Genomic DNA, 25,642 nt, shown 5'->3' on the forward strand with positions numbered 1-25,642 from the left:
TGTCGGGGAACCGGCAAGCCGGGGAAGGGCTGCTTTGCGGGGCTTCCCCAGCGTCCGCTTCTTTGCAATTCTGCCGCCTGATGACACTGTCCAAGGGGCCTCGGGAAATGAAAGCGGTCGATGCCGGCATGAGCGAGGTTCGCTATCTGAAGCTTTCCTTCTGCGTCACGCTTTTGGTCGCAGCCATGGGGATCGTGATCGGGCTTTACTCGGGCTCGGCGGCTATTGCATTCGATGGCGTCTATTCGCTGGTGGATGCCGCGATGACGCTGCTTGCGCTTTTCGTTTCCCGCCTGATCGGGCTGTCCACCCAGCAAGGGGGCAAGGCGGCCGCGCTGCACGCCCGGTTTAACCAAGGCGTCTGGCACCTTGAACCGCTTGTGGTCGCCTTTGATGGCATGATGCTGATCGGCATCGCCGGCTATGCCTTCGTGAACGCGATCATGGGTATTGCCGAAGGCGGGCAAGAGGTCGATCTGGTCCCCGCCCTGACCTATGCCACGCTGACCTGCATGCTTTGTTTCGGCATGTTTTCCTATGGCCGGCGGTTGAACAAAAGGCTCGGCTCGGATCTTGTGGCGCTTGACGTCAAGGGCTGGCTCATGTCGGCCTCGATCACGGCGGCGCTGCTGGTTGCATTTGTCGGCGGGCTGGTCATGCGATATTTCGGGGCCGAGCAGTGGATCCCCTTTATCGACCCGGTGGTTCTTGCCGTCGTCTCGCTGGCCATCATCCCGGTCCCCTTGCGAGAGGTGCGTCAGGCGGTCCGGGAAATCCTGCAACTGACCCCGCAAGAGCTTCGCGCCCATGTCGAGGCGGTGGCGCGGAAATACGTGCAGGAACAGGGCTACGCGGGTCATTACGCCTATGTGGCCGAGATCGGCCGGGCGGTGCAGATCGAGCTGTGGTTCGTCCTGCCCCCCGACGCCCCGGCCTTGCCGATGCCGCATTGGGACGCGCTGCGCGACCGGATCGGCGCCGAGATCGGCGGGGACAACGATCATCGCTGGCTTACCATCGTCTTTACCGGCCAGCGGGAATGGGCGCAGTAGGGGCTCTGCCCTTGTTGCGACGGGTCACGGGGTGTCGAACAAGGTCGGGATCGAAACGATCCCCGGTGGGCCCGGCGCGGCCTCAAGCAGGTCGAACAGGGCTTTCAACATACTGGGCACGTCCTGCCGGACCATCAGGATCCTTGAATCAAGCGCCGCAACCAACGGGTCCCAGTCAAAGCAACCGATGCTGGGGAAAAGCCCGTCATAGAGGCGGCTTTCCTTGATCGCATGCAAAACGCCCTCAAGCGTGATGGTCGAGGTGACGAAGATCGCTTTCGGCGCGTTGTCGTGCTGCGCCAGATAATCCTTGAGCGCCAGATGCGCCTTTTCCTGCGCATAGCCCGGCGTCAGCACCATGGTTTCGTCGATGGCGATGCCCGCCTCGGCATGGGCATCGCGAAAGCCGCGCAGCCGTTCAGAGGTGCTGTGATCGGTGATCCTGCCGCCCACGAACAGTATCGGTCCGCCGGGCGGGCGCGACGAGGCGGAATCGGCAAGAATGCGGCGGGTCAGCACAAGGGCGCCGCCGTAGTTGTCCGAGATCACCGACGGCGCCAGCGTGCCCGGCAGGTCAAGGTTCATCGCGCGCACCCCCGAACTGGCGCAAAGCTCGCTGATACGGTCGGGGTCGGTCGCGCCGGTGGCGATCAGGCAATCGACCTGATGAGAGATCATCGCGCGGGCTGCCTGAACCTCCAGATCCGGGTCGCGCCGGGTGCAGGTGATGATCGGGAACAACCCCTTTGCCCGCGCCATTTCCTCGAACTGCTCGACGATCAGCCCGAAATAGCGGTTATCGTATTTCGGCACGATCATTCCGATCAGGTTGGACTTTTCGCGACGTAAGGCGCTGGCCTGCATGTTGATGGCGAAATCATGTTCATCTGCCAGCCGCGTGATCCGCTCGGCAAGGGCTGCGCTGATCCGACGCTTTTTCCAGGTCCCGTTCAGGACCGAACTGACCGCGGAAGGCGATGCCCCGGCAAGCGCCGCCAGGTCGTAGATCGTGGTTCGCTTTCCCGAAACGATGCGTGTGCCAGCCAATCTCTTCCCCGTCGTTTCGTCGACCATTCACTATCACCTTGACAGGCTCACCAAGCCATAACAACCTAGCTTCATCGGTTGAGCATGTAGATTCGGCCGATGCAACAGGGGAATTGTCCGGCGCTGAACTGCTGAGGAGGCAGGGGCAGACCGGCTGCGGAAACGGCATCGGACAAGTCGGTCGCCGACGGACGATGACGCCAACAAGGAGGAGGGGAAGAATGAAATATCTTGCATTGCCGGCGGCACTTGGGCTGGTGGCAGGCCTGCTGGGCAGCGGTGCCTGGGCACAGGGCACCGGCACCGTTGCCTTTCTGATGCCCGATCAGGGTTCGACGCGATACGAGGAACACGACTGGCCCGGCTTCAAGGCCGAGATGGAAAAGCTGTGCCCCGACTGCACGCTGATCTATCAAAACGCCAATGCCGACATGACGCTGCAACAGCAGCAGTTCAACTCGGCCCTGTCGCAGGGTGCGAAGGTGATCGTGCTTGACCCGGTGGATTCATCTGCCGCCGCATCGCTGGTGGCGCTGGCGCAATCGCAGGACGTCAAGGTCATCGCCTATGACCGTCCTATCCCGGATACCCCGGCCGATTACTATGTCTCGTTCGATAACGAAGGGCTGGGCTATGCGATTTCCAAGTCGCTGGTCGATCACATGAAGGCGTCGGGCGTGCCCGAGGGCGCAGGGGTGCTGCAAATCAACGGCTCACCCACCGACGCCGCCGCCGGACTGATCCGCGACGGCATCCATCGCGGGCTGCAGGATTCCGGCTACACGACCCTTGCCGAGTTCGACACGCCGGATTGGAAACCGACCGAGGCCCAGCAATGGGCAGCCGGGCAGATCACCCGCTTTGGCGACGACATCAAGGGCATCGCCGCTGCGAATGACGGCACCGGCGGCGGCGCCATCGCGGCGCTGAAGGCGGCGGGCGTCGATCCCTTGCCCCCCGTCACCGGCAACGATGCGATCATCGCCGCGCTGCAACTGATCATCGCGGGCGACCAATACAACACCATCTCGAAACCGTCGGAAATCGTGGCGGCGGCTGCGGCCAATGTCGCGGTTAAATTCCTGAACGGCGAAGAGGTCGAGGCCAAGACGACGCTTTACGACACGCCGTCGGAACTGTTCGTCCCTGCGGTCGTGACGCGCGAGAACATCAAGGCCGAGATATTCGACAACGGGATCCAGACCCCGGAAGAGGTCTGCACCGGTGAATATGCCGAGGGCTGCAAGGAACTTGGCATCCTCGAATAATCCCTCGGACGGGATATGACCGGGCGGCGCGTTTTTCGCGCCGCTTGCTGTCGGTTCCGCCGGGCCGCTCGGGTCCGGCAGATCCGGCAAATCCTACGCAACAGGACGAAAGACACACAGAATGTCGAATGAGACCCCGGCACCCGACCGCGGCGAAAGGATCCTTAGCCTCAGGGGGATATCAAAGAATTTCGGTGCGGTTTCGGCACTGACGAATATCGAACTGGACGTCCACGCCGGCGAGGTCGTGGCGCTGGTCGGCGACAACGGCGCGGGAAAATCCACGCTGGTCAAGGTGCTGGCCGGGGTTCATCAACCCTCAGCGGGCACGGTTGAATTCATGGGCCAGCCGGTGACGCTGGACAATCCCGCCACCGCGCTTGCTCTGGGCATTGCCACGGTGTTTCAGGATCTGGCGCTGTGCGAAAACCTGGATGTGGTCGCCAACCTGTTTCTGGGACACGAGATCAACCCGCTGCGCCTTGACGAGGTGCAGATGGAAGTGCGCGCCTGGACGCTGCTTCAGGAGCTCGCGGCCCGCATCCCTTCGGTGCGAGAGCCCATCGCCTCGCTTTCGGGCGGGCAGCGCCAGACCGTCGCCATCGCGCGCTCGCTGTTGCTGCAACCCCGGATCATCATGCTGGACGAACCGACCGCCGCCCTTGGCGTGGCGCAAACCGCCGAGGTCCTGAACCTGATCGAGCGGGTGCGCGACCGTGGGCTGGGCGTCATCATCATCAGCCACAACATGGAGGACGTGCGCGCCGTGGCCGACCGTATCGTGGTGCTGCGCCTTGGCCGCAACAACGGCGTGTTTACACCCGACGCCAGCAATCAGGATCTGGTCGCCGCGATTACCGGCGCGACCGAGAACGCCGTCTCGCGCCGCAGCCAGCGCAAAGCCGCCCAAGCCGAAGGAACCGACGCATGACCCAGGAGACCCGGAAACTCCTTGACCGTGCGGACGAACGCCTGCGTCAGGACGACAGCATCGCCGGGATCATTCGCGGATTTTGGGACCGGGTGCGTTCGGGCGACCTGGGGATATTGCCGGTCGCTGTCGGTCTTGTGGTGATCTCGGCCGTATTCACCACGCTGAATCCGCTATTCATCGCGCCGAACAATCTGGTGAACCTGCTGTTTGACTGCGCGACCGTCGGGGTGATCTCGCTGGGCGTGGTCTGCGTGCTGATGCTGGGCGAGATCGACCTTTCCGTGGGTTCGATGAGCGGGCTTGCATCAGCCTTGGTGGGCGTCATCTGGATCAAGATGGGCTTTCCGCTGCCGCTTGCCATTCTGGCCGCACTGGCAGCCGGGGCGATCATAGGCGCGATCTATGCCACGCTGCTGAACTGGATCGGCATGCCCAGCTTTATCTCGACCCTGTCGGGGCTGCTCGCGATCCTGGGGATGCAGCTTTACCTGCTGGGCTCGGGCGGCTCGATCAACCTGCCCTATGCCTCGAACATGGTGAAATTCGGCCAGCTCATGATCATGCCGGACTGGTTTTCCCATACCGTGGCGCTGTTGCCGGGGATTATCCTGCTGTGGGGCGGGATCGGGATCGCCCGCCGCCGCCGCGCGGTGGGGCTAAGCGCCCAGCCGCTGGGCCTGCTGTTGGTCAAGACGGTGGTGCTGACCGCCGCACTGCAGTTCGCCGTCTGGTATCTGAACCTTGGCCGCGGCGTGCCGTGGATGTTCGGGTTGTTCGTGCTGCTGGTGGTCATCCTGAACTATGCGCTGACCCGCACCAAATGGGGCCGCTCGATGTTTGCCGTCGGCGGCAACCGCGAAGCCGCGCGGCGCTCGGGCATCAATGTCAAGCGCATCTACCTTTCGGCCTTCATGCTTTGCTCGACGCTGGCCGCGCTTGGCGGGATGCTGTCGGCGGCCCGCCTGGCCTCGTCCAGCCAGCAGGCAGGGACCGGAGACGTGAACCTGAACGCGATCGCCGCGGCCGTGATCGGCGGCACCAGCCTGTTCGGCGGCCGGGGCAGCGCCTATTCCGCACTGCTGGGGATCATCGTCATTCAGGCGATTTCCAACGGGCTGACATTGCTGAACCTGTCCTCCAGCCTGCGCTACATGATCACCGGGGGGGTGCTGGCAATCGCCGTCATCATCGACTCTCTGGCCCGCCGGTCACGCGCAACCCACGGCCGTGGCTGATCCGACGGCACCATGACCGATACGACGCTTTCCGCCGCACGCCGGCGTCAGCGCCTGACATCCGCTGAACAAAGGAGATCAGCATGAAAAACCGCCTTGGGCTGCATGCCAATGTCTGGGTTGCCGGCTGGACCGAACCCGAGGCCGCCCGCGCCATCGACAAGACCGCCGAATTCGGTTTCGACCTGATCGAGATTTCGGCCATGGCGCCGCATCTGATGAACATTGCCGAGACCCGCAGGCGGCTGGATCAGGCCGGGATCGGCGTGACCATGTCGCTGGGGCTTGAGGCCGCCAAGGACATCTCGTCCCCAGATCCCGATCGCGTCCGGGCGGGCGAGACGCATCTGCTGGATATCGTGTCCGGCGCGCGGGATCTGGGCGCGACCCATATCAGCGGCATCCTGTATTCGGCCTTTCAGAAATACGGCGAACCGGCGACGGCCGCAGGCGTGGCGTCCTCGATCAACGTGATGCAGCGGGTGGCGGAAAAGGCGGCGGCAAGCGGCATCACCCTGGGGATGGAGGTGGTCAATCGCTATGAAAGCAACATCCTGAACACGGCGGCGCAGGGGGTGGAATACTGCCGCCGGGTGGGCGCACCCAACGTCAAGGTCCATCTGGACGTCTATCACATGAATATCGAAGAGGTGGACGCCGTTGCCGCCATCCATGCCACGGGCGAATATCTTGGGTATTTCCACACCGGAGAAAGCCATCGCGGCTATATGGGCACCGGCTCTATTGACCTTAAAGCCATCTTTCAGGCCCTGGCGCGCATTGGTTATGAAGGGCCGATCACCTACGAATCCTTTTCCTCGCGCGTGGTCGGCCAGCCGCTGACGGGCATTCTTGGTATCTGGCGCGAAACGTGGGAGGATGGCGACGACCTTGTCGCGCATGCCAAGATGTATACCCGGTCCCTGATGATCGCGGCGCAAAACTCGGTAACGCGGAGTGCAGCCCTGCCGGGCGGCTAAGCCGGGGTTTGGGCAAAGGGATTGGTGCCAGAACACGAAGTTGTCGCGTTTTGCGACAGCGTCGCGGGGCTTTAGAACTGAAAGGCGGCGGCCTCGGGCTCGGGGGCTGCGCGGATACGTCGGTTGTTGTGTGCAAGGCCGGCCCCTAGCCAGGATATGCAGGAACAGGGCGTAGTTTTTAAATGGTATCTTTTACAACCCAAATCCCCTCTGCGGAACCGGCAGCGGCCGCGGCGCAGGCTTCCAACCCCGAGACGAGAAAGCTCGACAGCTATCCGCTGTTCGACTGGCTGCGCATCATCCTTGCCTCTTTGGTGGCGCTTGGGCATCAGGGCATGCCGGCCCTTGGTCCCATCGACGCGACGCTGGCCGTCATCGTCTTTCTGGCGCTGTCGGGGTGGCTGATCGGAGGCATCCTGCTGACCACCTCGATCCCGGAACTGCCAAGGTTCTTCTTCAACAGGGCCACGCGGATCTGGATCCCCTATGCCTTCGCGGTGGCGCTGATCTACGGTCTGGCAGCATGGCGCGAAGGGATCGATGCGAACTGGTACAAGTACCTGTTTTACGACGTGACCTTTACCCACATCACCTTCACCCAATTCCCAAGGGCGATGTACGAACTGCCGATGGGCGGGACCGGCAACCATTTCTGGAGCATCTCGGTCGAAGAGCAGTTCTATCTTGTCGCGCCGCTGCTGATGCTTTTGCTGCCGTTCGGCAAAAAGCTCTGGACTTGGGTGGTGATCGCCGTGGTCCTGCTGGCGGCGCAGTCGATATTCGCGGCCATTGCGCTGGGGGTGGTGGCGGCGCTGATCGCGCGCGACTATCCGGGCTGGTATCGGACGCGGGATGCGCGCTTGCTGGTCTGGGTCGCGGTGATCGCAACCTTTGCGTTGTGCTGCCTGTTCGACACCGGACCCATGCGGGCGCTTTTCGCGGTGTGTCTGGTGCAGGGCCTTGCCCTGCCGGGCCCACGCGGTCAGATCGGGATGTTCCTGGGCGCAATATCCTATCCCTTTTACCTGAACCATTGGATGGGGGCATTCCTTGTCAACGGCGTCGCCAGGCATTTTGCGCCGATCCCCAATGCGCTGTGGATTCTGGCCGCCTATGTCGTGGCGCTGATCGCAGGGATCGTGACCTGGGCGATGATCGACAGATGGGTCATGCTGTCCCGCAATTCCTGGTCCACGCATCGGCGCGGCGTGGTGCTGGGGGCGCTGGCCTATGGGCTGGTGCTGATCGGCCTTGTCGGCGGCAGCATCATCTGGGCCAACGGCGGCTAGGCGGCAAGCAGGCGTGACCATGCCCGGGACTTGGGCGATCCGGCGAAAGTTTGCGACAATCGGCTGCGGATCGGGGCAGGAAACATAAAAATCGGTTTCCTCTCGGACAGCGATACGTGACTATGACAGGCTGAACGCGGCCCTGCATTTCACCAAGGACCTTCCACATGATCCATCGCAACCTTCTTCGACTGGCCCGGGCAGCCATCGCGCTAACCGCAATTTCCGTTGCCGGTCTGGCACATGCGCAGCAGATCCCCGCCATGGGTCCGAAACAGGTCGGTGTCGTGACGGTGAAAAACGAAGCCGTGCCCCTGATCAGCACGCTGCCCGGCCGCGCCATCGCACGGGACGCGGTGGACATCCGGCCGCGCGTCGAGGGGTTCGTGACCGAAGTGCTTTACAATCCCGGCCGGCCCATCACGGCCGGCACGCCAATGTTCCAGATCGACAGCACGGTCTATGACGCCGCGGTGGACGAGGCGCGCGCCAACCTTGCCGCAGCCCGGGCCGCCGTTCCACAGGCCGAAGCAGCCTATGAACGGTCGCGCCAGTTGCAGGGCACGGGGTCGAGCCAAGCTGCGCTGGAGCAGGCGCAGGCGGTGATGGAACAGGCGCAGGCCGCGGAAAAAGCCGCAGAAGCCGCACTGAAAACGGCAGAGGCGCGGCTGTCGTGGACGACGATCACCAGCCCGCTGGACGGGCTGCCCTCGGTCGCCAATGTCTCGCCGGGCGATCTGGTCTCGGCGGGGCAAAGCGACGCGCTTGCGACGGTCACGCAGCTTGATCCCATAGATGTGGACATGTTCGAGCCCTCGGCCCGGTTGCAGCGCCTGCGCGATCGGATCGAATCGGGCCAGATCAAGATGAGCGATGGGCTGAAGGCGCAACTGACGCTGGAAAACGGCGTCAGCTACGCCGCGACCGGCGAACTGGTCGCGCCGGGCTTTACGGTTTCGACCTCGACCGGGGCCCTCGATTTCCGCTTTCGCTTCGAAAATCCCCAGCGTCGCATCCTGCCCGGCATGTTCGTGCGAGGCCAGATCGAGATCGGCCAGATTCAGGCGATCCTCGTGCCGCAAATGGCCACGACGCGCGGCCGTGACGGCACGCTTTCGGCATGGGTGGTCAGGGATGGCAAGGCGGTGCGCAGCGCCCTGACCGAAGAAGGCGTCCAGAACAGCAACTGGATCGTGACCGGAGGGCTGGAGGATGGCGACCTGCTGATCGTCAACGGCACCACCGGCCTGTCCGACGGCGCCGAAATCGCTCCCGTCGCGGTAGAGATCGACGCCGATGGCGTCGTGCGCGATCTGGCACAGCCCGCCGACGGCGCCTCCACCCCGACCCCGGCGACGGAGTAGCACGGCATGGCACGTTTCTTTATTCACCGGCCGGTCTTTGCATGGGTTCTGGCCATCATCGTCATGTTGGCGGGGGTGTTCGGCCTTTCCAGCCTGCCTATCGCGCAATATCCCGACATCGCGCCGACGACCGTGCGGATCAGCGCCACATACACCGGCGCATCGCCCGATATCGTGGAAAACTCGGTCACGACGATCATTGAGGACGGCATGACCGGCCTTGACGGGCTGGTCTACATGACCTCGACCTCGTCGCAGGGATCGGCCTCGATCTCGCTGACCTTCGACGACAGCGTGGACCCGGACATCGCGCAGGTTCAGGTGCAAAACAAGCTGCAACTGGTGACGTCGCAACTGCCCGATGCGGTGCAAAGCCGGGGCGTCTCGGTCAGCCGCTCGACGTCATCGATCCTGCTGGTGGGCGCGCTGACCTCGACCGATGGCAGCTATACCTCGCTGGAACTGGGCGATCTGGTGGCGCAGGTGATCGAGGACCCGGTCAAGCGCACCACGGGCGTCGGCTCGATCAACTCTTTCGGCTCGGGCTATGCCATGCGGATCTGGCTCGACCCCGAGCGGATGCTGCAATATCAGATCACCCCCTCGGACGTGGTTTCAGCCGTTTCGGAACAGAACACCAACGTCACCGTCGGCAGCCTCGGCTCTCAGCCCACGGTGAAGGGGCAGCAGCTCAACGTGCAGCTTTCGGCGCAATCGCAACTCACCTCGGTCCGGGCGTTCGAGCGCATCCTGTTGCGCACGGACAATGACGGCGCGACGGTGTTTCTGGGCGATGTTGCGGATATCGAGATCGGGCAAGAGGACTACGGTTCCTCCTCGCGTTTCAACGGCATGCCGGCTGCGGGGTTCGGGGTGAACCTGGCGTCGGGGGCCAATGCCGTGGACACGGCCCGGGCCGTTCAGACGGTGCTGGCCGGGTTGCAAGGCGCGCTGCCGGCCGGGGTCAGCATCGTCTATCCCTACGACACCTCGCCCTTCGTCCAGGAATCCATCACGCAGGTCTATCACACGCTGATCGAGGCGGTGGTGCTGGTCTTTCTCGTGATCCTGATCTTTCTGCAAAGCTGGCGGGCGACGCTGATCCCGACGCTGGCCATCCCGGTGGTGTTGCTGGGCACGTTCGGCGTTCTGGCCTTTGCCGGAATGTCGATCAACACGCTGACCATGTTCGCGATGGTTCTGGCCATCGGCCTGCTGGTCGACGACGCCATCGTGGTCGTCGAGAACGTCGAGCGTGTCATGGAGGAAGAGGGGCTTGGCCCCGTCGAGGCGACCGAGAAAAGCATGGATGAAATCTCATCCGCGCTGGTCGGCATCGTGCTGGTGCTTTCGGCGGTGTTCCTGCCCATGGCCTTCATGTCCGGCTCTACCGGCGTGATCTACAGGCAGTTTTCGGTGACCATCATCAGCGCCATGGTGCTGTCGCTGGGGGTCGCGCTGATCCTGACGCCCGCGCTGTGCGCGACGCTGCTGCGCCCGCGCAAGCATGGCGACGGCATCGCGCCGGCGCGCTGGTTCAACCGCATGCTGGACCGCGCCACGGATCGCTATGCGGCGACGGTCGGAACCTTCGTCAAGCGGCCCTTTCGCTTTCTGATCGTGCTGCTGGCCTTCAGCATCGGCGCGTGGATGCTTTATCAGAAGCTGCCCGGATCATTCCTGCCGCAAGAGGATCAGGGCGTGCTGATGGTCATGGTCGAAACCCCCGAGGGCTCGACCGCAGAGCGCACACGGGCGCTGGTCGAAGAGGTCGAGCAATATGTCCTGACCGAAGAGACCGAGACGGTGGAAAGCGTCTTTGCCGCGCTTGGCTTTGGCTTTAGCGGCAGCGGTCAGCGCAATGCGATGATCTTCATCAAGCTCAGGGATTTTGCCGACCGCGAAGGTTTCGACGCCGCATCCCTGGCGACGCGGGCCAATATGCGCTTCATGACGAACCGGAACGGGCAGGTCTTTTTCCTGCAACCGCCCGCGATTCAGGGCATGGGCAATACCTCTGGCTTTACCATGCAACTGGTCGATCAGTCGGGGCAGGGGCAAGAGGCGCTGGCCGCCGCCGCCGATGAACTGGTCGCCCAAGCCACGGCGGACGGACGGGTATCCAACCTGCAGGGAAACGACGCCCCATTCTCGACCTCGCGCAGGATCGACATCGATCAGCAAAAGGCCGCGGCCTATGGCCTGTCGATCAGCGATCTGAACACCACGCTTTCGGTCATCTTCGCCAGCTCGAACGTCAACGATTTCTCGTTGGAGGGAGAGCTGCGCCCGGTGATCGTGCAGGGCACGCCCGCCGCCCGGATGCAGTCCGAAGACATTGAAAAATGGTATGTGCGCAACACGCAGGGCGACATGGTGTCCTTTGCCGCCTTCACCACGCAGGAATGGGACGAACAGGCGCAAAGCCTTGCCCGCTATGGCGGAACCCGCGCGATGGAGATTTCCGGCGCGGCGACGCAGGGCGTCTCGTCGGGCACCGCGATGGAGGTGATGGAGGAACTGGTCGCCGATATGGATGGCGGCTATGGCGCCGCCTGGACCGGCCTTTCCTATCAGGAACGGCTTTCGGGCAATCAGGCGCCGATGCTTTTCGCGCTATCGGCTCTGGTGGTGTTCCTGGCGCTGGCCGCGCTTTACGAAAGCTGGTCGGTCCCTCTGGCGGTGATGATGACGGTGCCCATCGGGATCGTTGGCGCCATGACCGCCGCGCTGGTCTTTGGCCAGTCGAACGACGTCTATTTCAAGGTGGGCATGTTGACGACCATCGGTCTGGCGGCGCGTAACGCCATCCTGATCGTCGAATTCGCCGAGATGCGCCACAAGCAGGGCAGCCCCCTGTTGGAAGCGGCGGTCGAGGCTTCGCGCATGCGTCTGCGCCCGATCCTGATGACCACGCTGGCCTTCATGCTGGGCGTGCTGCCCTTGGCGCTGGCCAGCGGCGCGGGCGCGGCGGCGCAGCAGTCCATCGGCATCGGCGTTCTGGGCGGCATTGCCACCTCTGCGGTGATCGGCATCTTCCTTGTCGCGGTCTTCTATGTCGCGGTGGTGCAAACCGTGCAGTATTTCAGCAAAAAGCCGGCGAAGGCCTGATCTGACCCCGGATTGCAAAGGCTGAGTTTTCCGCCTCCGAGCCGCCCAACCGGCGACCCGGGGGCACCATCATGCCGGTCTGGGCCTTGATCGGCAGGAGCCGGGATCTGGGTCGCAAAGAAACTTTGTAATGCCATCTTTACAGAGCCGCGCAAGATAACTAACGTCAGCCGCGAAACAGAAGTGGAATCTTTGCCCCGCGTCAAACGCGCCGCGGATCGGTTCTTCGCTTCGGGTGTCGACAATGGCGTTGACGCTGTTTCATCTCAATCAAATTGCAGCCGCCTGCATCTGCTCCCGGTCGTTGATCCTTGGGTCGTCGGTCGTGAATGCGGGATGATCGCCTGTCCCCCGCGGCGGTCGATGCGGGCAATGGTCTGTTCCCTACAGTGGAGATTCCCATGAAACTGACCCGTCGTCAGGCGTTGGGCGCCTTTGGTGCCGCCACCGCCATGAGCTTCGCCTCGCGTCTTTCCGCCCAGGAAGGGCCGATCACCGTATCGGCGCTGTACGACCAGTCCGGCGGCCTTGAATCCTATGGCCAGCCGATCGTCGATGCGCTGCGCTTTGCCGTGGACGAACAGAACGCCAAAGGCGGCCTGTTGGGGCGCGAGGTCAAGCTGAACGTCTATGATCCGCAGACGAACATGCAGCTTTATGCACAATTCGCCCGTCAGGCCGCGCTGTCGGACAAGCCCGCCGTGGTCTTTGCCGGCATCACCTCGGCCTCGCGCGAGGTGGTCCGCCCGATCATGCGGCAGTTCAACACGCTTTACTTCTATGCCAACCAGTATGAAGGCGGCGTCTGCGACCGCAACATGTTCGCGACCGGCGTGACGCCGGGCCAGACTGTCGAGAAGCTGGTGAACTATTCGGCGCAGCAGCACGGCGGCAAGGTCTATATCGTCGCGGCCGACTACAACTATGGCCAGATCATTGCCGACTGGGTCAAGAAATACACCGCCGACAATGGCGGCGAGGTTCTGGGCACCGAATTCTTCCCGATGGATGTGACCGACTTCAAGACCTCGATCTCCAAGATCCAGGCGGCGAAGCCCGACTATGTCTGGTCGGCGCTGGTGGGCGGCGCGCATATCTCGTTCTATCGCCAGTGGAAGGCGGCCGGCATGCTGGGCAAGATCCCGATGTCTTCGACCACCTTCGCGGGCGGCAACGAACATGTGATCCTGACGCCCGAGGAATCGAACGGCATCATGGTCTGCCAGAACTATCTGCAAGAGCTGGACAACCCGCTGAACAAGCAGTTCGTGACCGACTTCCATGCCAGGTTCGGGGCCAACTATCCCTATATCACCGAACTGGGCATGGGCGCTTATCAGGGCTTCCGGCTTTGGGCAGCGGGCGTCGAAGCGGCGGGTTCCGTGGATCGCATGGCGGTCATCGAGGCGCTGGAAAGCGGGATCTCGCTTGATGCCCCCAGCGGCCGCGTCACCATCGACCCCAAGACCCATCACACCACGATGGACGTCCACATCGCCCGGGTCGAGAACGGCGGGCTGATCCCGGTCGAAACGTTCGAGCAGCAGCCCCCCGCCGACACCGCCATGGTCTGCGACCTGATCGCAAACCCCGACGACAACCAGCAATACGTCATCGATTTCTAAGGAAAGCAGATGGATTTCGCGTCAGTCCTCATGATCGAAATCCTCGGGTCCATCGCCATTCTGGTGCTGATCAGCATCGGCTTGGCGGTGGTCTTCGGGATGATGAAGGTCATCAACATGGCCCATGGCGAGTTTCTCATGCTCGGGGGTTATGTCACCATCTATGGCACCAACCATGCCGGTTTCAGCTTTTGGGTCAGCGCGCTGATTCTTGCCCCCATCGTGGTGGGGCTGATCGGGCTGTTGCTGGAGTGGCTGGTGATCCGCCACCTCTATGGGCGCATGATCGACACCATGCTGGCCACATGGGGCATCAGCCTTGCCCTTGTCGGCGGCATGACCATGCTGGTGGGCAACACGACCACGGGGATATCGACGCCTCTGCCCAGCGTCAGCATCGGCGACTTTTCCGTCAGCGGCTATGTGATCTTTCTGATCGGGCTGGCCGTCGCGGTTTGCGCCCTGCTTTACGCGCTGTTCAAGCTGACCACCTTCGGCCTTTTGGCGCGGGCGACCACGCAGAATGCCGATATGGTGGCCGCGCTAGGCGGGAATCCGCGCCGCATCTATGCGCTGACCTTTGGACTGGGGGCGGCCCTTGGGGGACTGGGCGGCGCAGCGCTTGCCCCCTTGACCGGGGTGATCCCGACCATTGGCGCCTCCTATATCGCCAAGGCGTTCATCACCGTCATCTCGGGCGGTTCCGCGGTGATCGCGGGCAACCTTTCGGCCTCGGCCCTGTTCGGCACCGTGGGCCAGGTCTTTACCTATATTTACACGCCCGTCATCGGCGAGGTTGCGCTTTTGCTGACCGCAATCGTGCTGATCCGCGTGCTGCCCAAGGGCATCACCGGGCGTTTCTTCAGGAGGTCGATCTGATGGCGCGTTTCCTGCAATCCGCCGGCCTTCTTGGCATACTGGCGCTTGGTATGGTCCTGCCGGGATGGCTGGAACTGTTCACGGTCTACGAGATCACCATCTATCTGATCATGGCGGTGCTGGCGCTAAGCCTGGCCTTCGTCTGGGGCAAGGGTGGGATCATGTGTCTGGGTCAGGCCGCCTTCTTTGGGCTTGGCGCCTATGCCTGGGCCGTGGCGGCGATCAACTTTGGTCCCGGCCTGCCAGCCGTTGCGATCGCGATTGCCGTGCCCGCGCTTTTCGCGGCAGTGCTGGGCTATTTCATGTTCTACGGCCGGATCAACGACATCTATATAGGTGTGATCACCCTTGCGGTGACGCTGATCCTGTTCAACCTGATCAACTCGACCTCGGGTCCGCAATATCGCATCGGCGCGGCGCTTCTGGGCGGTTTCAATGGCATGACCGGCGTGCCCACCGTTGCCTGGCCGGGTGGAATGCCGCTTGATCCGGGCGAGATCTTTCGCCTGACGGTGATCGTTCTGGTCGCCTCGGTCGTTGCCATCTGGGCCTATCTCCGCACCACCCCCGGCAAGGTCGCCATCGCCGTGCGCGAAAACGAATACCGAGCAGAGCTTCTTGGCTATAACGTCGCGCAGTCCAAGCTGATCACCTTTACCCTTGGCGGCGCGTTGGCGGGGCTGGGCGGCTGTCTGTTCGCCAACTGGGGCGCATTCGTCAGCCCCACGATCTTCAGTCTGGTGCAATCGGCGCAGATCATCATCTGGGTGATCGTCGGCGGCCGAGGCACCCTGTTGGGACCGATCCTGGGCTGCATCGCGCTGCAATGGGCCACGACCAAGCTGGGAACGCAGCAGGTGGTGCAGGTCAATCTGGTTCTGGGTGTCGTCCTGGCCTTCTTTGTTCTGGTGGTGCCGCAGGGGATCCTGCCGATGATCACCAAGGCACTGGCCGCGCCGTTCGCACGCAAGACGAAACCCGCCACCACGGAGAGCCAGGCATGAGCGGCCAGATCATCCTGGAAGCCCGGGGCCTTGGCATCAGTTTCGGCGGCGTCGATGCGGTCAAGGCCGTCGATTTCGATCTGCGTCAGGGCGAGCTTCGCTGTCTGATCGGACCCAACGGCGCGGGCAAGACCACCTTCTTCCGGCTGCTCAGCGGGCAATATCCGCCGTCGCGCGGGACGATCACCTTTCGGGGCAAGCCGCTGAATTCCTTGCAGCCCTATCAGATCGCCCGGCTGGGGATCGGCATCAAAACCCAAGTCCCCAGCCTGTTCGAAGGCCTTAGCGTGGCCGAGAATATCGACATGGCCGCACGCCGGCGCGCCAAGGGCAGGGCGGTCAAGGCCATCGTGGACGACGTGCTGGAACATATCGGCCTGACCGACCTGCGCGACCGGGCCTGCGCCGAGCTGGCGCATGGTCAGCGGCAATGGGTCGAACTGGGCCAGATCCTTGCCTCGAAACCCGCCGTGGCACTGCTGGACGAACCGGCTGCGGGCATGACCCACAGCGAAAGCCTGAAGACCGTGCAGATCATTCGCGACATCACCAAGGAAAGCGCGGTGATCGTGGTCGAGCATGACATGGATTTCATCCGCCTGATCGGCGAGCGCGTCACCGTCTTTGAACGCGGCGCGGTCATCGCCGAGGGCAGCTTTGATCAGATAGCCAAGGACCCGCAGGTGCGGGCGGCCTATCTGGGCAGAAAGGAAACCGCCAATGCTTGAGGTAAAGGGCCTTTCATCGGGCTATGGCCGCGTGCCGGTGCTGCGTGGGGTCGGATTTTCGCTTTCGGATGGCGAATGCATCGGCCTTCTGGGCCGCAACGGCATGGGCAAGACCACGCTGTTGCGCGCCATCATAGGTGAATTGCCGACCTGGAGCGGCGAAATCAGCAAATCCGGTCAATCACTGAATGGCCGGAATACCCAAGGCCGCGCCAAGGCAGGGATCGGCTATGTGCCGCAGGGCAAGCAGCTTTTCAAACTGCTGACGGTTCAGGAAAACCTGCGCATGGGCTGCGTAAAGAATTTCCGCGGCGCCGACGCCAAGATTCAGCAGATGCTGGCGCTTTTCCCCCGTCTTGTCCAGCTGCTGGACCGGCAATCGGGCATGCTGTCGGGGGGCGAACAGCAGCTTGTAGCGCTTGCCCGTTGCCTTTGCGGCGATCCCGACCTGGTCCTGCTGGACGAACCGACCGAGGGCATCCAGCCCTCGATCTGCGACGAGATCATCGACGTGCTGATCCGTCTGCGCAAGGAACGGAACCTGTCGATCATTCTGGTCGAGCAGGACATCGATTTCCTCTGGTCGATCTGCGACCGCGTTCTGGCGGTCGACAAGGGCAGCGTGGTCAGGACCATCGACCCCAAAGCCCATGGATCGACGGAAGAGGCCAAGGCATTCATCGGCATCGAGGGCTAAGACGTGACGATCCGCAAACCGCAATATCAAGACATGCTCGCCGCCGATCAGGATCTGGGCCTTGGGCTTTCCGAACGCGACCTTCAGGCTTTCACCGCGCTGATGGACGGCGTGAGCCATGACTATGCCATCGTCGACGCGATGACGCCGGAACTGCCGCAGGTGCGCTATCCCCGCACGCCCGGCCATTACCCTTCGCCCGAGGAAAATCCCTATAACGCCTGGTATGTGAAAACCGAGGTGACGGGCCGCCCCGGTGGCCGGATTGACGGGCTGAACATCGCGCTCAAGGACAATATCATGCTGGCGGGCGTGCCGATGATGAACGGCGCCTCGACCCTGCGCGGTTATGTTCCCGACGTGGATGCAACCCTCGTCACCCGCCTTCTGGACGAGGGCGCCACGATCCGGGGCAAGGCGCAATGCGAATATTTCTGCGTCTCGGGCGGAAGCCACACCAGCGCTTTAGGTCCGGTCAGGAATCCGCATGACGAAACCCGCTCGGCGGGTGGTTCCTCATCGGGGTGTTCGGCGCTGGTCGCGGCCGGGCTGGTCGATGCGGCGATCGGCACCGATCAGGGCGGCTCGGTCCGCATTCCGGCCGCCTATACCGGTTTTGTGGGCATGAAGGCCACGCATGGCCTTGTTCCCTATACCGGCGTGATGCCGGTCGAGATGACGCTGGACCATGCCGGGGTAATGTCGGGTGACGTGCGCACCAATGCCCGCGTGCTTGAGGTCATCGCAGGTCACGACGGGCTTGACCCACGCCAGCGCCAGTTGCCCGAAAGCCGCGACTATACCTCGCAATGCGAGGCGGGAGCCCATGGGCTGCGCGTGGCGGTCATCGCCGAGGGATTCGGCTGGGAGAACTCGGAACCCGACGTGGATGCGGCGGTGCGCGCCGGGGCTGCGCGGCTGCAAAGCCTTGGCGCTACGGTGGATGAGATCAGCCTGCCCCTGCACCGCAAAGGCCATGCGATCTGGACCCCGATCGCCACCGAAGGAACCGTGAACCAGATGGAGGGGCTGAACTACGGCTCGAACTGGAAGGGACTTTACGTCACCAGCCTGATGCGCGCGCAGCAGGACTGGAGGGCACATGCCTCGGATTTTCCCGCCGATGTAAAGTCGGTGCTGCTTGCCGCGCATTACTTCCGCATGCAGTATCAGGGCCAGTATTACGCCAAGGCCCAGAATCTGGTTCGCCGGCTGAAGGCAGCCTATGAGACGGTGCTTGCAGACTATGACATGCTTCTGATGCCGACCGTTCCCATCAAGGCCCCCAAACTGCCGGATCCGGACTGCGGCCCGCAGGAATGGGTCGGCCGCGCGCTGGAGATGAACGCCAACACCGCCCCCTTCAACGCCACCGGGCTGCCCGCGATCAGCATTCCCTGCGGCAAGGCACAGGGACTGCCGGTGGGCATGATGCTGATCGGGCGCGACTATTCGGAAGCTACGCTATATCGCGCCGCTGCCACCTATGAGACGGCCTTCGACTGGAAGTCGCTTTGATGCAGCCTCTGAATATCCACCGCGAGGGCTGGCCGGTAGGCCTGTTGTTCTCGCGCGAAAGCCAGACGTCGGCGGTCGAACATGCGCAGGCCTGCGCCACGCTTCTGGCCATCGACGAGGTGAATGCGGCCGGCGGGATCGGCGGCGTTCCGCTGGTTCCCCGCCAATTGCCCATCGGGCCACGTCCCGACGACTATCGCCTCGCGGCCGAGCGGCTTTGCGACGAACACGATGTGCGGGTGCTGTTCGGCACCCATATGTCGAACTCGCGCAAGGCGGTGCTGCCCTTGATCGAAAGCCGGCAGGCGCTGCTGTTCTATCCCACGCTTTACGAGGGTTTCGAATTCTCGCAGAACTGCATCTATACGGGGGCGGCGCCGAACCAGAATTCGGTTCCGCTGGCCCGGCATCTGTTGCGCCATCACGGCCGGCGGGTATTTTTCATCGGCAACAACTATGTCTTTGCCCATGAATCGAACCGCATCATGCGCGATCTGTTCGAACAGGCCGCAGGCAGCGTGGTGGGCGAGGAATATCTGCCCTTCCATGCCTCGGACGAGGATCTCGCCACGGTCATGGCCATGGTCGAGCAGTTGCGGCCCGATTTCATCTATTCCACCGTTGTCGGCAGTGACACGATCCGCCTGCACGAAGCCTTTGCCCGCACCCGCGTTCGCGCAGGCGGCGGAGTGATCGCAAGCCTTGCCACCAACGAGGCCGATCTTGCACAAATGAGCGCCGATCTCTCCGAGGGGTTCCTGGCCGCCGCGCCTTGGTTCGCCACGCTGGAAAACCCCGAAAGCCGGGCCTTCCTGCAAGGTATGCGTGCACGTTTCGGTGCCGAAGTGCCTGTGACCTCGGGGGCGGAGGCCGCCTATTTTCAGGTGCATCTTTTCGCCCGCGCCGCGCGGGATGCCGGCGAGGCCACGCTTGAGGGCGTCCTTGACCGGCTTGGCGCGGCGTTCTTCGACGCGCCCGAAGGCCGGGTCAGGCTGGACGCCGCCACGCATCACACCTGGCTTTGGCCCCGGATCGGGCGGGTCAACGCCAAGAATGCCTTCGACGTGATCGAAGCCGAGAAAGGCCCGGTCAAACCCGAGCCCTATATGGTGCAGCACAGCTTTGGGGATGCGATGACCGACCATGCCTAAAGCCAGCGGGAAGCCGAAGATCAGCGATCTGAAAGGCACCAGGGTTCTGGTGCTGCTGCCTCCGGGACGCGAGGCCGAGGGTTTGATGACCCACTTGATCCGTATCGGCTGCCTGCCCCGGCTTTACTGGCCCATTCCCGAAACCCTGCCCGAAGACATCGACGTGATCATCGTCACCGTCGATTCCGATGCCCGGGCCGATGTGCGCGGACTGATCGCCCAGCTCGGCGACCTTAGCGCGCCCGTCATCGCGCTGGTCGGTTATGAGGACCCTTCGACCTTGCAACTGGTACTGGAGCTACGTGCGGCCGCGGTCATTGAACGGCCGGTCAAACCCTTCGGTTTGCTGACCAACCTGATGATCAGCCGCGATGTCTGGCAACGCCGCCGCAAGAACATCGAGCGCATCGCCGAGGCCGAAAACCGCCATCTGGCCCTGTCCACCGTCGAGGTGGCCAAGATCATCCTGTGTCATGTGCAGAAGATGGAGATGAGCCAGACCCACCGCTACCTGCAAAAGGCGGCGATGGACAGCCGCAGTTCGATCGAAAAGGTTGCCGAACGGATCATCGCCGAAAACGCCGCCCAGGCCGTGGCGTTGCGCGCGCCAAGCGACAGCCAGGGCTGATCCGCCCGACCGATGCTTCCCCAAGCGGGGCGGCGGTTTGCTGCCACCCTGTCCGTCAAACTTCTCAGGAAAGACCCGAAACGTGCCTAAGCTGAATGATCCGACCCTGATGCGCTCTGCCTGCCTTGTGAACGGCGAATGGGTCGCCGCCGCCTCAGGTGCCGTGACCCCGGTGTTCAATCCCGCCGACGGCAGCCTTGTCGGGCAGGTGCCCACCATGACCCCCGAGGAAATCCCGGCGGTGATCCTTGCCTCGCAGGCCGCGCAAAAGGGATGGGCCGCCCGTCCCGCCCAAGAGCGCAGCCAGATCCTGCGCCGCTGGTTCGAACTGATGATCGCCAACCAAGAGGATCTGGCCCGGATCATGACCGCCGAACAGGGCAAGCCGCGGGCCGAGGCAAGGGGCGAGATCGCCTATGCGGCAAGTTTCATCGAATGGTTCGCCGAAGAAGCCAAGCGCGTCTATGGCGACACCATCCCCGCGCCCCGGCCCGACCAGCGCATCACGGTGCTTCGCCAGCCCGTCGGGGTGACGGCGGCGATCACCCCTTGGAACTTTCCGGCGGCGATGATTACGCGCAAGGCCGCCCCGGCGCTTGCCGCGGGTTGTTCGATGATCGTCCGCCCCGCCGATCTGACACCGCTTTCGGCACTGGCACTGGCCGAGCTGGGCCAGCGCGCCGGCCTGCCTGCGGGCGTGCTGCAGGTGGTGACGGGATCGGCCTCGGGGATCGGCCGCGTGCTTACCGACAGCGAGGTGGTGCGAAAGCTTTCCTTTACCGGCTCGACCGAGGTGGGGCGGCTGTTGATGGCGCAATGTGCGCCCACCATCAAGAAGCTCAGCCTTGAGCTTGGGGGCAATGCACCCTTCATCGTCTTCGACGACGCCGATCTGGACGCGGCGGTCGAGGGGGCGATGCTGTCGAAATACCGCAACGCCGGCCAAACCTGCGTCTGTGCCAACCGTTTGCTGGTGCAGCGCGGCATCCATGACGCGTTCGTCGAGAAGCTGGCCGCCCGGGTCGCCGCGCTGAAGGTCGGGGACGGAATGGAAACCGGGACCGAGATCGGCCCAATGATCGAGCCGAAGGCGCTGGACAAGGTGGAAAGCCATATCGCCGACGCCTTGTCCAAGGGCGCAAGGCTGGTCACCGGCGGCAAGCGGCTGGGCGGGCTATACTTTCAGCCCGCGCTGCTGACCGGCGTGACACCCGCCATGGCCGTCGCACAGGAAGAAACCTTTGGCCCGATGGCGCCGGTCTTTGTGTTCGACACCGAACAAGAGGCCATCGCAATGGCCAATGACACGATCTTCGGGCTTGCCGCCTATTTCTTCACCCGCGACCACAGCCGGGTCATCCGGGTATCCGAGGCGCTGGAATACGGCATGGTCGGCCACAACACCGGGCTGATCTCGAACGAAGTTGCACCCTTCGGCGGCGTCAAGCAGTCGGGCCTTGGCCGCGAGGGCTCGAAATACGGGATCGAGGACTATCTGGAACTGAAATACCTTTGCAGCGCATTCTGACCGCTGCACCTGTCGGGTGGCACGCCGCTGCCCGGCTTTCCTTCACCAACAGACGGAAGACGAGACATGACCGATCCGATGAAAGCCTTTTCCTTCGACACGCCCGGCTCGATGCTGGTGGAATGGGGCGGCGCGGCCAGGATGGGCGAGTTGCTGGCGGATTGGTTCGACGCGCGCAACCTGCTGATCGTGACCGACAAGTTCCTGCATCAGGCCGGGCTGCTGGAACCCGCGAAAGCGTCTCTGGCCGCGGCCGGCTTCAGTGTGACGGTGTTCGACGACGTGGTCGCCGACCCGCCCGAGGCGGTGCTGATGTCCTGCGTCGCGCAGGGCAAGGCGGCGGGGGCAGATATCGTCATGGGTCTGGGTGGCGGGTCGTCGATGGACATCGCCAAGCTGGTCGCGGTGATGCTGGTCAGTCAGCAACCGTTGGCCGATCTTTACGGCATCGGCAAGGTCCGGGGCACGCGCGTTCCGCTGGTGCAGGTTCCCACCACCGCCGGCACCGGGTCCGAGGTCACCAACATCACCATCCTGACCACCGGCGAGACCACGAAAATGGGCGTCGTCTCGCATCAGCTTTACGCCGACCGGGTGTTGCTGGATGCCGAGTTGACGCTGGGCTTGCCTCCGGTCCAGACCGCGGCGACCGGGATCGACGCCATGGTCCACGCGATCGAGGCCTATACGAGCCGCCACCGCAAGAACCCGCTTTCCGACGTCTTCGCGCGCGAGGCACTGCGGCTGCTGGCCCGTCATCTTGTGCCTGCTTGCCAGAACGGCACGGATCGGGCCGCGCGCGAAGGCATGCTGATCGGCGCCAATTATGCGGGTCAGGCCTTTTCGAACAGCCCGGTCGCGGCTGTGCATGCGCTGGCCTATCCGCTGGGCGGGCATTTCCACCTGCCTCATGGCCTGACCAATGCGCTGATGCTGGGGCCGGTCCTGCGCTTCAACATGACCGCCGCCGCGCCGCTTTATGCCGAGCTTGCGGATGTGGTCCTTGGTCCCTCGGACGAGGGGGTGCAGGCCCGGTCGGCGGCCTTTGTCAGCTTCATGGAGGATCTGATGGACCGCTCTGGCGCGCCGCGCCGTCTGCGCGACGTGAACGTCCCCGAGGACAGCCTGCCGATGCTGGCGCGCGATGCGATGCTGCAAACCCGGCTGCTGGTCAACAACCCGGTCGAGGTGACCGAGCCCGACGCGCTGCGGCTTTATCGCGAGGCTTTCTGAAGGTCCCGGCGCGCGGCGGCCCTGGGTAGTTCGCCCCCTTCGGGGCATTCAGACGGCCGTAACAGCCGTCTGACAGGGCTGCGCCCGCTTGCTTAGCGCGCCAGACCGCGCGACTTCAGCCATTCGACGGAAGGCAGGATCTGCGATTTGTCGCGCAGCTCAAGGATCAGCCGCGGGTTCGAGGTCAGTTCGGCCAGCGCACGAAACACCTCGTGCCAGCGGATCGTGCCCTCACCGATGCCCCAGTGGCGGTCGGCATGGCCGTCGGCATCCTGCAGATGCACATGCTCCAGCCGGTTGCCGGCGCGGCGGACATAGAAATCCGCCGGCCCCGCCCCCGTCGAGCCATAGGCGTATTGCGCATGCCCCGTGTCGATCGACACCGCCATCGAGGGGGAGTTGAAGCTGTCGGCAAGAATGCGGCGGATGTCGGGGTCCTTGTCCTCGATATTCTCGACCACCATCGTCACGCCGGTTTCCTGCGCCCGCCGGACCACCGCATCCATGGTGGCATGACAGTTGTCCAGCACCCGGTCATAGGCCGCGCGGCCCGGGAAGTTGTCCAGATTGTTGTAATCCCAGGTGGTATAGGGCGAATGGATCACCATCTGCGTCGCGCCCAGATATTCGCAGACCTCCAACCCCTGCAGGAACTTGCGCGTGATGACCGCGCGCAGGTCGGGATCGGGATTGGCGATGCTCAGCCCCCAGAACGGCCCGTGGATGCCCAGCCGCCCGGTATAGCCCGCCAGCAGCGTCCGCGCCTGATCTGCCACGCTGCGCCAGTCGCCGTTCAGCAGATCGGCATCGAAAAAGTCCTGCAACTCCAGATCGCGGTTTTCGGACAGGATGAAATCCTGAAACTCGGCCAGCTCGCTTGTCTTCATGGCTGCGCCGAGCAGGGGAAGGTCGGTCATGTCAATTCCTTGATTTCAGGCCGCAGGGGCAGGGAAAATGTGGTCAGAAGGGCATGCAGTTCGGCCATGCCATGGACGACGTGATGGGCACCGGCGTCGTGCAGCACCTGCGCATGGCCGGCGCGATGTTCGGACGGACCCACAAAGCCGATGCCCAGACAGCCCGCATCCAGCCCGCAACGCAGCCCGTGGGGGTTGTCATCGACAAAGATCGCCTGTTGCGGCGCGACGCCCAGACGTTCGGCGGCAAAAAGCGCCAGATCGGGGGCGGGCTTGGGGGCCGACACATGCTCGGCGGAATAGATATGCCCGCCAAACCGATGCGCCAGAGAGGTGCGCACGATCGAGCGGTCCAGCCGGCGGATCAGCGAATTCGAGCAGACCGCCATCGGGATGTCGAAATCACCCAGCACGCGCTCGACCCCGTCGATAAGGGGGATGTCGCGGTCGAACATCTGAAACAAAAGCCGGTCGGCGGCCTCGAACACGGCGAAACCGTCCAGCCCGGCCTGTTCCATCCATTCCAGACTGGCCTGCGCCGAATTGCCCGAAAAGACCGCCGCCGCCTGATCTGCATTCATCGCCATGCCGGCTGTGGTGACGGCCTGGGCCAGTGCCCGACAGCCCATAGGTTCGCTGTCCAACAGCACCCCGTCGCAATCGAAAAGAAGCGCCTGGAACCGGCTCACTGCGCCATCTCCTGAGCCATCATCCCGCGCAGCAGGATCGGATCGTCCGACACCAGATAGCCCGGCGCACGGGCGATCCAGCGCCGCATCAGTTCGGCATCGTTTATTGTCCAGACCGTGCAGCGCTCCAGCAGGCCCAGCCGCGCGACCAGATCGAATTCCGCCTCGAAAAGCTGGTGATGAATGCCGATCACATCGATCCAGCCGCTGACGTCGCGCAGGAATGCCTCGAGCCCGCCCTGCCTGTCGGCCCAGTCCTGATTGACGGAAATCAGCCGGCGGAACTGGGGCGCCAGATCGCGGATGCCGCGAATGACGTTGATGTCAAAGGCATGCAGGACAGAGCGGCTTTCCAATCCGCGACGGCGCAGGATATCCGCCGCCATCGAGATCATGCGCGGATCGGTAAAGCCCTGTTGGTCGGGCTTGAGTTCGACCAGCAGGTCCGCCTTGCATGGCGCAAGAATATCCAGCACCTCGTCAAAGCTGGGCACGCCTTCGTCGATCAGCGCCCCGTCCGGGCCCTTCAGCCGCAGTGCCTTGCGGCTGGCGGGGGTCAGCGCGCGCACCGGACCGTGGCCGTTCGTCGTGCGCTCCAGCGTGGGATCGTGGATGACCACCAACTCGCCGGCATCGGTCAGATGCAGGTCGAACTCGATGCCGGAAAAACCCAGCCGGGCGGTTTCACGAAAGCCGGTGGCCGAGTTCTCGGCCCAGATATTGCGCGCGCCGCGATGCGCGATGATACGTGACATGGACAGTCTT

General features: G+C 63.5%; 22 protein-coding genes. 18 read left to right on the forward strand and 4 right to left on the reverse strand.

From position 1 onward, the window contains the following. Positions 1 to 107: 107 nt before the first annotated feature. On the forward strand, positions 108 to 1,052 hold the full coding sequence (locus JWJ88_RS12095) for a cation diffusion facilitator family transporter (RefSeq protein WP_240200232.1): 945 nt from the start codon (positions 108 to 110) through the stop codon (positions 1,050 to 1,052). A gap of 24 nt (positions 1,053 to 1,076) precedes the next feature. Here the strand turns inward: JWJ88_RS12095 and JWJ88_RS12100 are convergent, their stop codons facing one another. Further along, complete coding sequence (locus tag JWJ88_RS12100) at positions 1,077 to 2,126, reverse strand: substrate-binding domain-containing protein (protein ID WP_205295212.1); 1,050 nt, start codon at positions 2,124 to 2,126, stop codon at positions 1,077 to 1,079. A 194-nt stretch (positions 2,127 to 2,320) separates the two neighbouring features. On the opposite strand from JWJ88_RS12100, the gene JWJ88_RS12105 reads away from it, so the two are divergent. The 17 genes from JWJ88_RS12105 (at position 2,321) to JWJ88_RS12185 (ending at position 23,271) form a co-directional block, all read left to right on the forward strand. After that, entirely contained in the window at positions 2,321 to 3,367 is a 1,047-nt protein-coding gene (locus tag JWJ88_RS12105) for an ABC transporter substrate-binding protein (protein ID WP_205295213.1), read from the forward strand. A 121-nt stretch (positions 3,368 to 3,488) separates the two neighbouring features. Then, positions 3,489 to 4,298 carry an ATP-binding cassette domain-containing protein gene (locus JWJ88_RS12110; RefSeq protein WP_205295214.1) on the forward strand — a complete coding sequence of 270 codons (810 nt, stop codon included), beginning with the start codon at positions 3,489 to 3,491 and terminating at the stop codon, positions 4,296 to 4,298. Further along, on the forward strand, positions 4,295 to 5,536 hold the full coding sequence (locus JWJ88_RS12115) for a sugar ABC transporter permease (protein ID WP_205295215.1): 1,242 nt from the start codon (positions 4,295 to 4,297) through the stop codon (positions 5,534 to 5,536). The genes JWJ88_RS12110 and JWJ88_RS12115 overlap by 4 nt, the downstream gene beginning before the upstream one ends. An 83-nt stretch (positions 5,537 to 5,619) precedes the next feature. Then, entirely contained in the window at positions 5,620 to 6,516 is an 897-nt protein-coding gene (locus tag JWJ88_RS12120; protein WP_205295216.1) for a sugar phosphate isomerase/epimerase family protein, read from the forward strand. 182 nt (positions 6,517 to 6,698) lie between these two features. Beyond that, on the forward strand, positions 6,699 to 7,805 hold the full coding sequence (locus JWJ88_RS12125) for an acyltransferase family protein (protein ID WP_205295217.1): 1,107 nt from the start codon (positions 6,699 to 6,701) through the stop codon (positions 7,803 to 7,805). Between the two features lie 167 nt (positions 7,806 to 7,972). After that, the gene (locus JWJ88_RS12130; RefSeq protein WP_205295218.1) at positions 7,973 to 9,169 is read left to right on the forward strand and encodes an efflux RND transporter periplasmic adaptor subunit; all 1,197 of its coding nucleotides are present in this window, start codon (positions 7,973 to 7,975) and stop codon (positions 9,167 to 9,169) included. Between the two features lie 6 nt (positions 9,170 to 9,175). After that, positions 9,176 to 12,280: an efflux RND transporter permease subunit gene (locus JWJ88_RS12135; protein ID WP_205295219.1), complete on the forward strand. Its 3,105-nt coding sequence runs from the start codon at positions 9,176 to 9,178 to the stop codon at positions 12,278 to 12,280. 401 nt (positions 12,281 to 12,681) lie between these two features. Further along, entirely contained in the window at positions 12,682 to 13,905 is a 1,224-nt protein-coding gene (locus JWJ88_RS12140; RefSeq protein ID WP_205295220.1) for an urea ABC transporter substrate-binding protein, read from the forward strand. 9 nt (positions 13,906 to 13,914) lie between these two features. Continuing rightward, the gene (locus JWJ88_RS12145) at positions 13,915 to 14,784 is read left to right on the forward strand and encodes an ABC transporter permease subunit (protein WP_205295221.1); all 870 of its coding nucleotides are present in this window, start codon (positions 13,915 to 13,917) and stop codon (positions 14,782 to 14,784) included. Continuing rightward, positions 14,784 to 15,788 (forward strand): ABC transporter permease subunit, encoded by a 1,005-nt coding sequence (locus tag JWJ88_RS12150; protein WP_205295222.1) that lies wholly within the window; start codon positions 14,784 to 14,786, stop codon positions 15,786 to 15,788. The genes JWJ88_RS12145 and JWJ88_RS12150 overlap by 1 nt, the downstream gene beginning before the upstream one ends. Then, a complete protein-coding gene (locus tag JWJ88_RS12155; protein WP_205295223.1) occupies positions 15,785 to 16,516 on the forward strand; it encodes an ATP-binding cassette domain-containing protein in 732 nt (243 codons plus the stop codon). The genes JWJ88_RS12150 and JWJ88_RS12155 overlap by 4 nt, the downstream gene beginning before the upstream one ends. After that, positions 16,509 to 17,213, forward strand: a complete 705-nt coding sequence (locus JWJ88_RS12160) for an ABC transporter ATP-binding protein (RefSeq protein ID WP_205295224.1) — start codon at positions 16,509 to 16,511, stop codon at positions 17,211 to 17,213. The genes JWJ88_RS12155 and JWJ88_RS12160 overlap by 8 nt, the downstream gene beginning before the upstream one ends. 3 nt (positions 17,214 to 17,216) lie before the next feature. After that, entirely contained in the window at positions 17,217 to 18,731 is a 1,515-nt protein-coding gene (locus JWJ88_RS12165) for an amidase (protein ID WP_205295225.1), read from the forward strand. Further along, a complete protein-coding gene (locus tag JWJ88_RS12170; RefSeq protein ID WP_205295596.1) occupies positions 18,731 to 19,882 on the forward strand; it encodes a transporter substrate-binding domain-containing protein in 1,152 nt (383 codons plus the stop codon). The genes JWJ88_RS12165 and JWJ88_RS12170 overlap by 1 nt, the downstream gene beginning before the upstream one ends. After that, entirely contained in the window at positions 19,875 to 20,510 is a 636-nt protein-coding gene (locus tag JWJ88_RS12175; RefSeq protein ID WP_205295226.1) for an ANTAR domain-containing response regulator, read from the forward strand. Before JWJ88_RS12170 ends, JWJ88_RS12175 begins: the two co-directional genes overlap by 8 nt. A gap of 82 nt (positions 20,511 to 20,592) precedes the next feature. Then, positions 20,593 to 22,038, forward strand: a complete 1,446-nt coding sequence (locus JWJ88_RS12180) for an NAD-dependent succinate-semialdehyde dehydrogenase (RefSeq protein WP_205295227.1) — start codon at positions 20,593 to 20,595, stop codon at positions 22,036 to 22,038. Between the two features lie 66 nt (positions 22,039 to 22,104). Further along, on the forward strand, positions 22,105 to 23,271 hold the full coding sequence (locus JWJ88_RS12185; RefSeq protein WP_205295228.1) for an iron-containing alcohol dehydrogenase: 1,167 nt from the start codon (positions 22,105 to 22,107) through the stop codon (positions 23,269 to 23,271). A 92-nt stretch (positions 23,272 to 23,363) separates the two neighbouring features. Here JWJ88_RS12185 and JWJ88_RS12190 read toward each other — a convergent pair whose 3' ends face one another. Genes JWJ88_RS12190 through JWJ88_RS12200 form a run of 3 tightly spaced genes read right to left on the reverse strand, consistent with a single transcriptional unit; the run spans position 23,364 to position 25,632 of the window. Then, complete coding sequence (locus tag JWJ88_RS12190) at positions 23,364 to 24,188, reverse strand: sugar phosphate isomerase/epimerase family protein (protein ID WP_205295229.1); 825 nt, start codon at positions 24,186 to 24,188, stop codon at positions 23,364 to 23,366. Further along, on the reverse strand, positions 24,185 to 24,877 hold the full coding sequence (locus JWJ88_RS12195; protein WP_205295230.1) for an HAD family hydrolase: 693 nt from the start codon (positions 24,875 to 24,877) through the stop codon (positions 24,185 to 24,187). Before JWJ88_RS12195 ends, JWJ88_RS12190 begins: the two co-directional genes overlap by 4 nt. After that, the gene (locus JWJ88_RS12200; RefSeq protein ID WP_205295231.1) at positions 24,874 to 25,632 is read right to left on the reverse strand and encodes a glycerophosphodiester phosphodiesterase family protein; all 759 of its coding nucleotides are present in this window, start codon (positions 25,630 to 25,632) and stop codon (positions 24,874 to 24,876) included. Before JWJ88_RS12200 ends, JWJ88_RS12195 begins: the two co-directional genes overlap by 4 nt. Positions 25,633 to 25,642: the final 10 nt, after the last annotated feature.

It is taken from the genome of Paracoccus methylovorus (genome assembly GCF_016919705.1).
In the GTDB taxonomy this organism is placed as follows: domain Bacteria; phylum Pseudomonadota; class Alphaproteobacteria; order Rhodobacterales; family Rhodobacteraceae; genus Paracoccus; species Paracoccus methylovorus.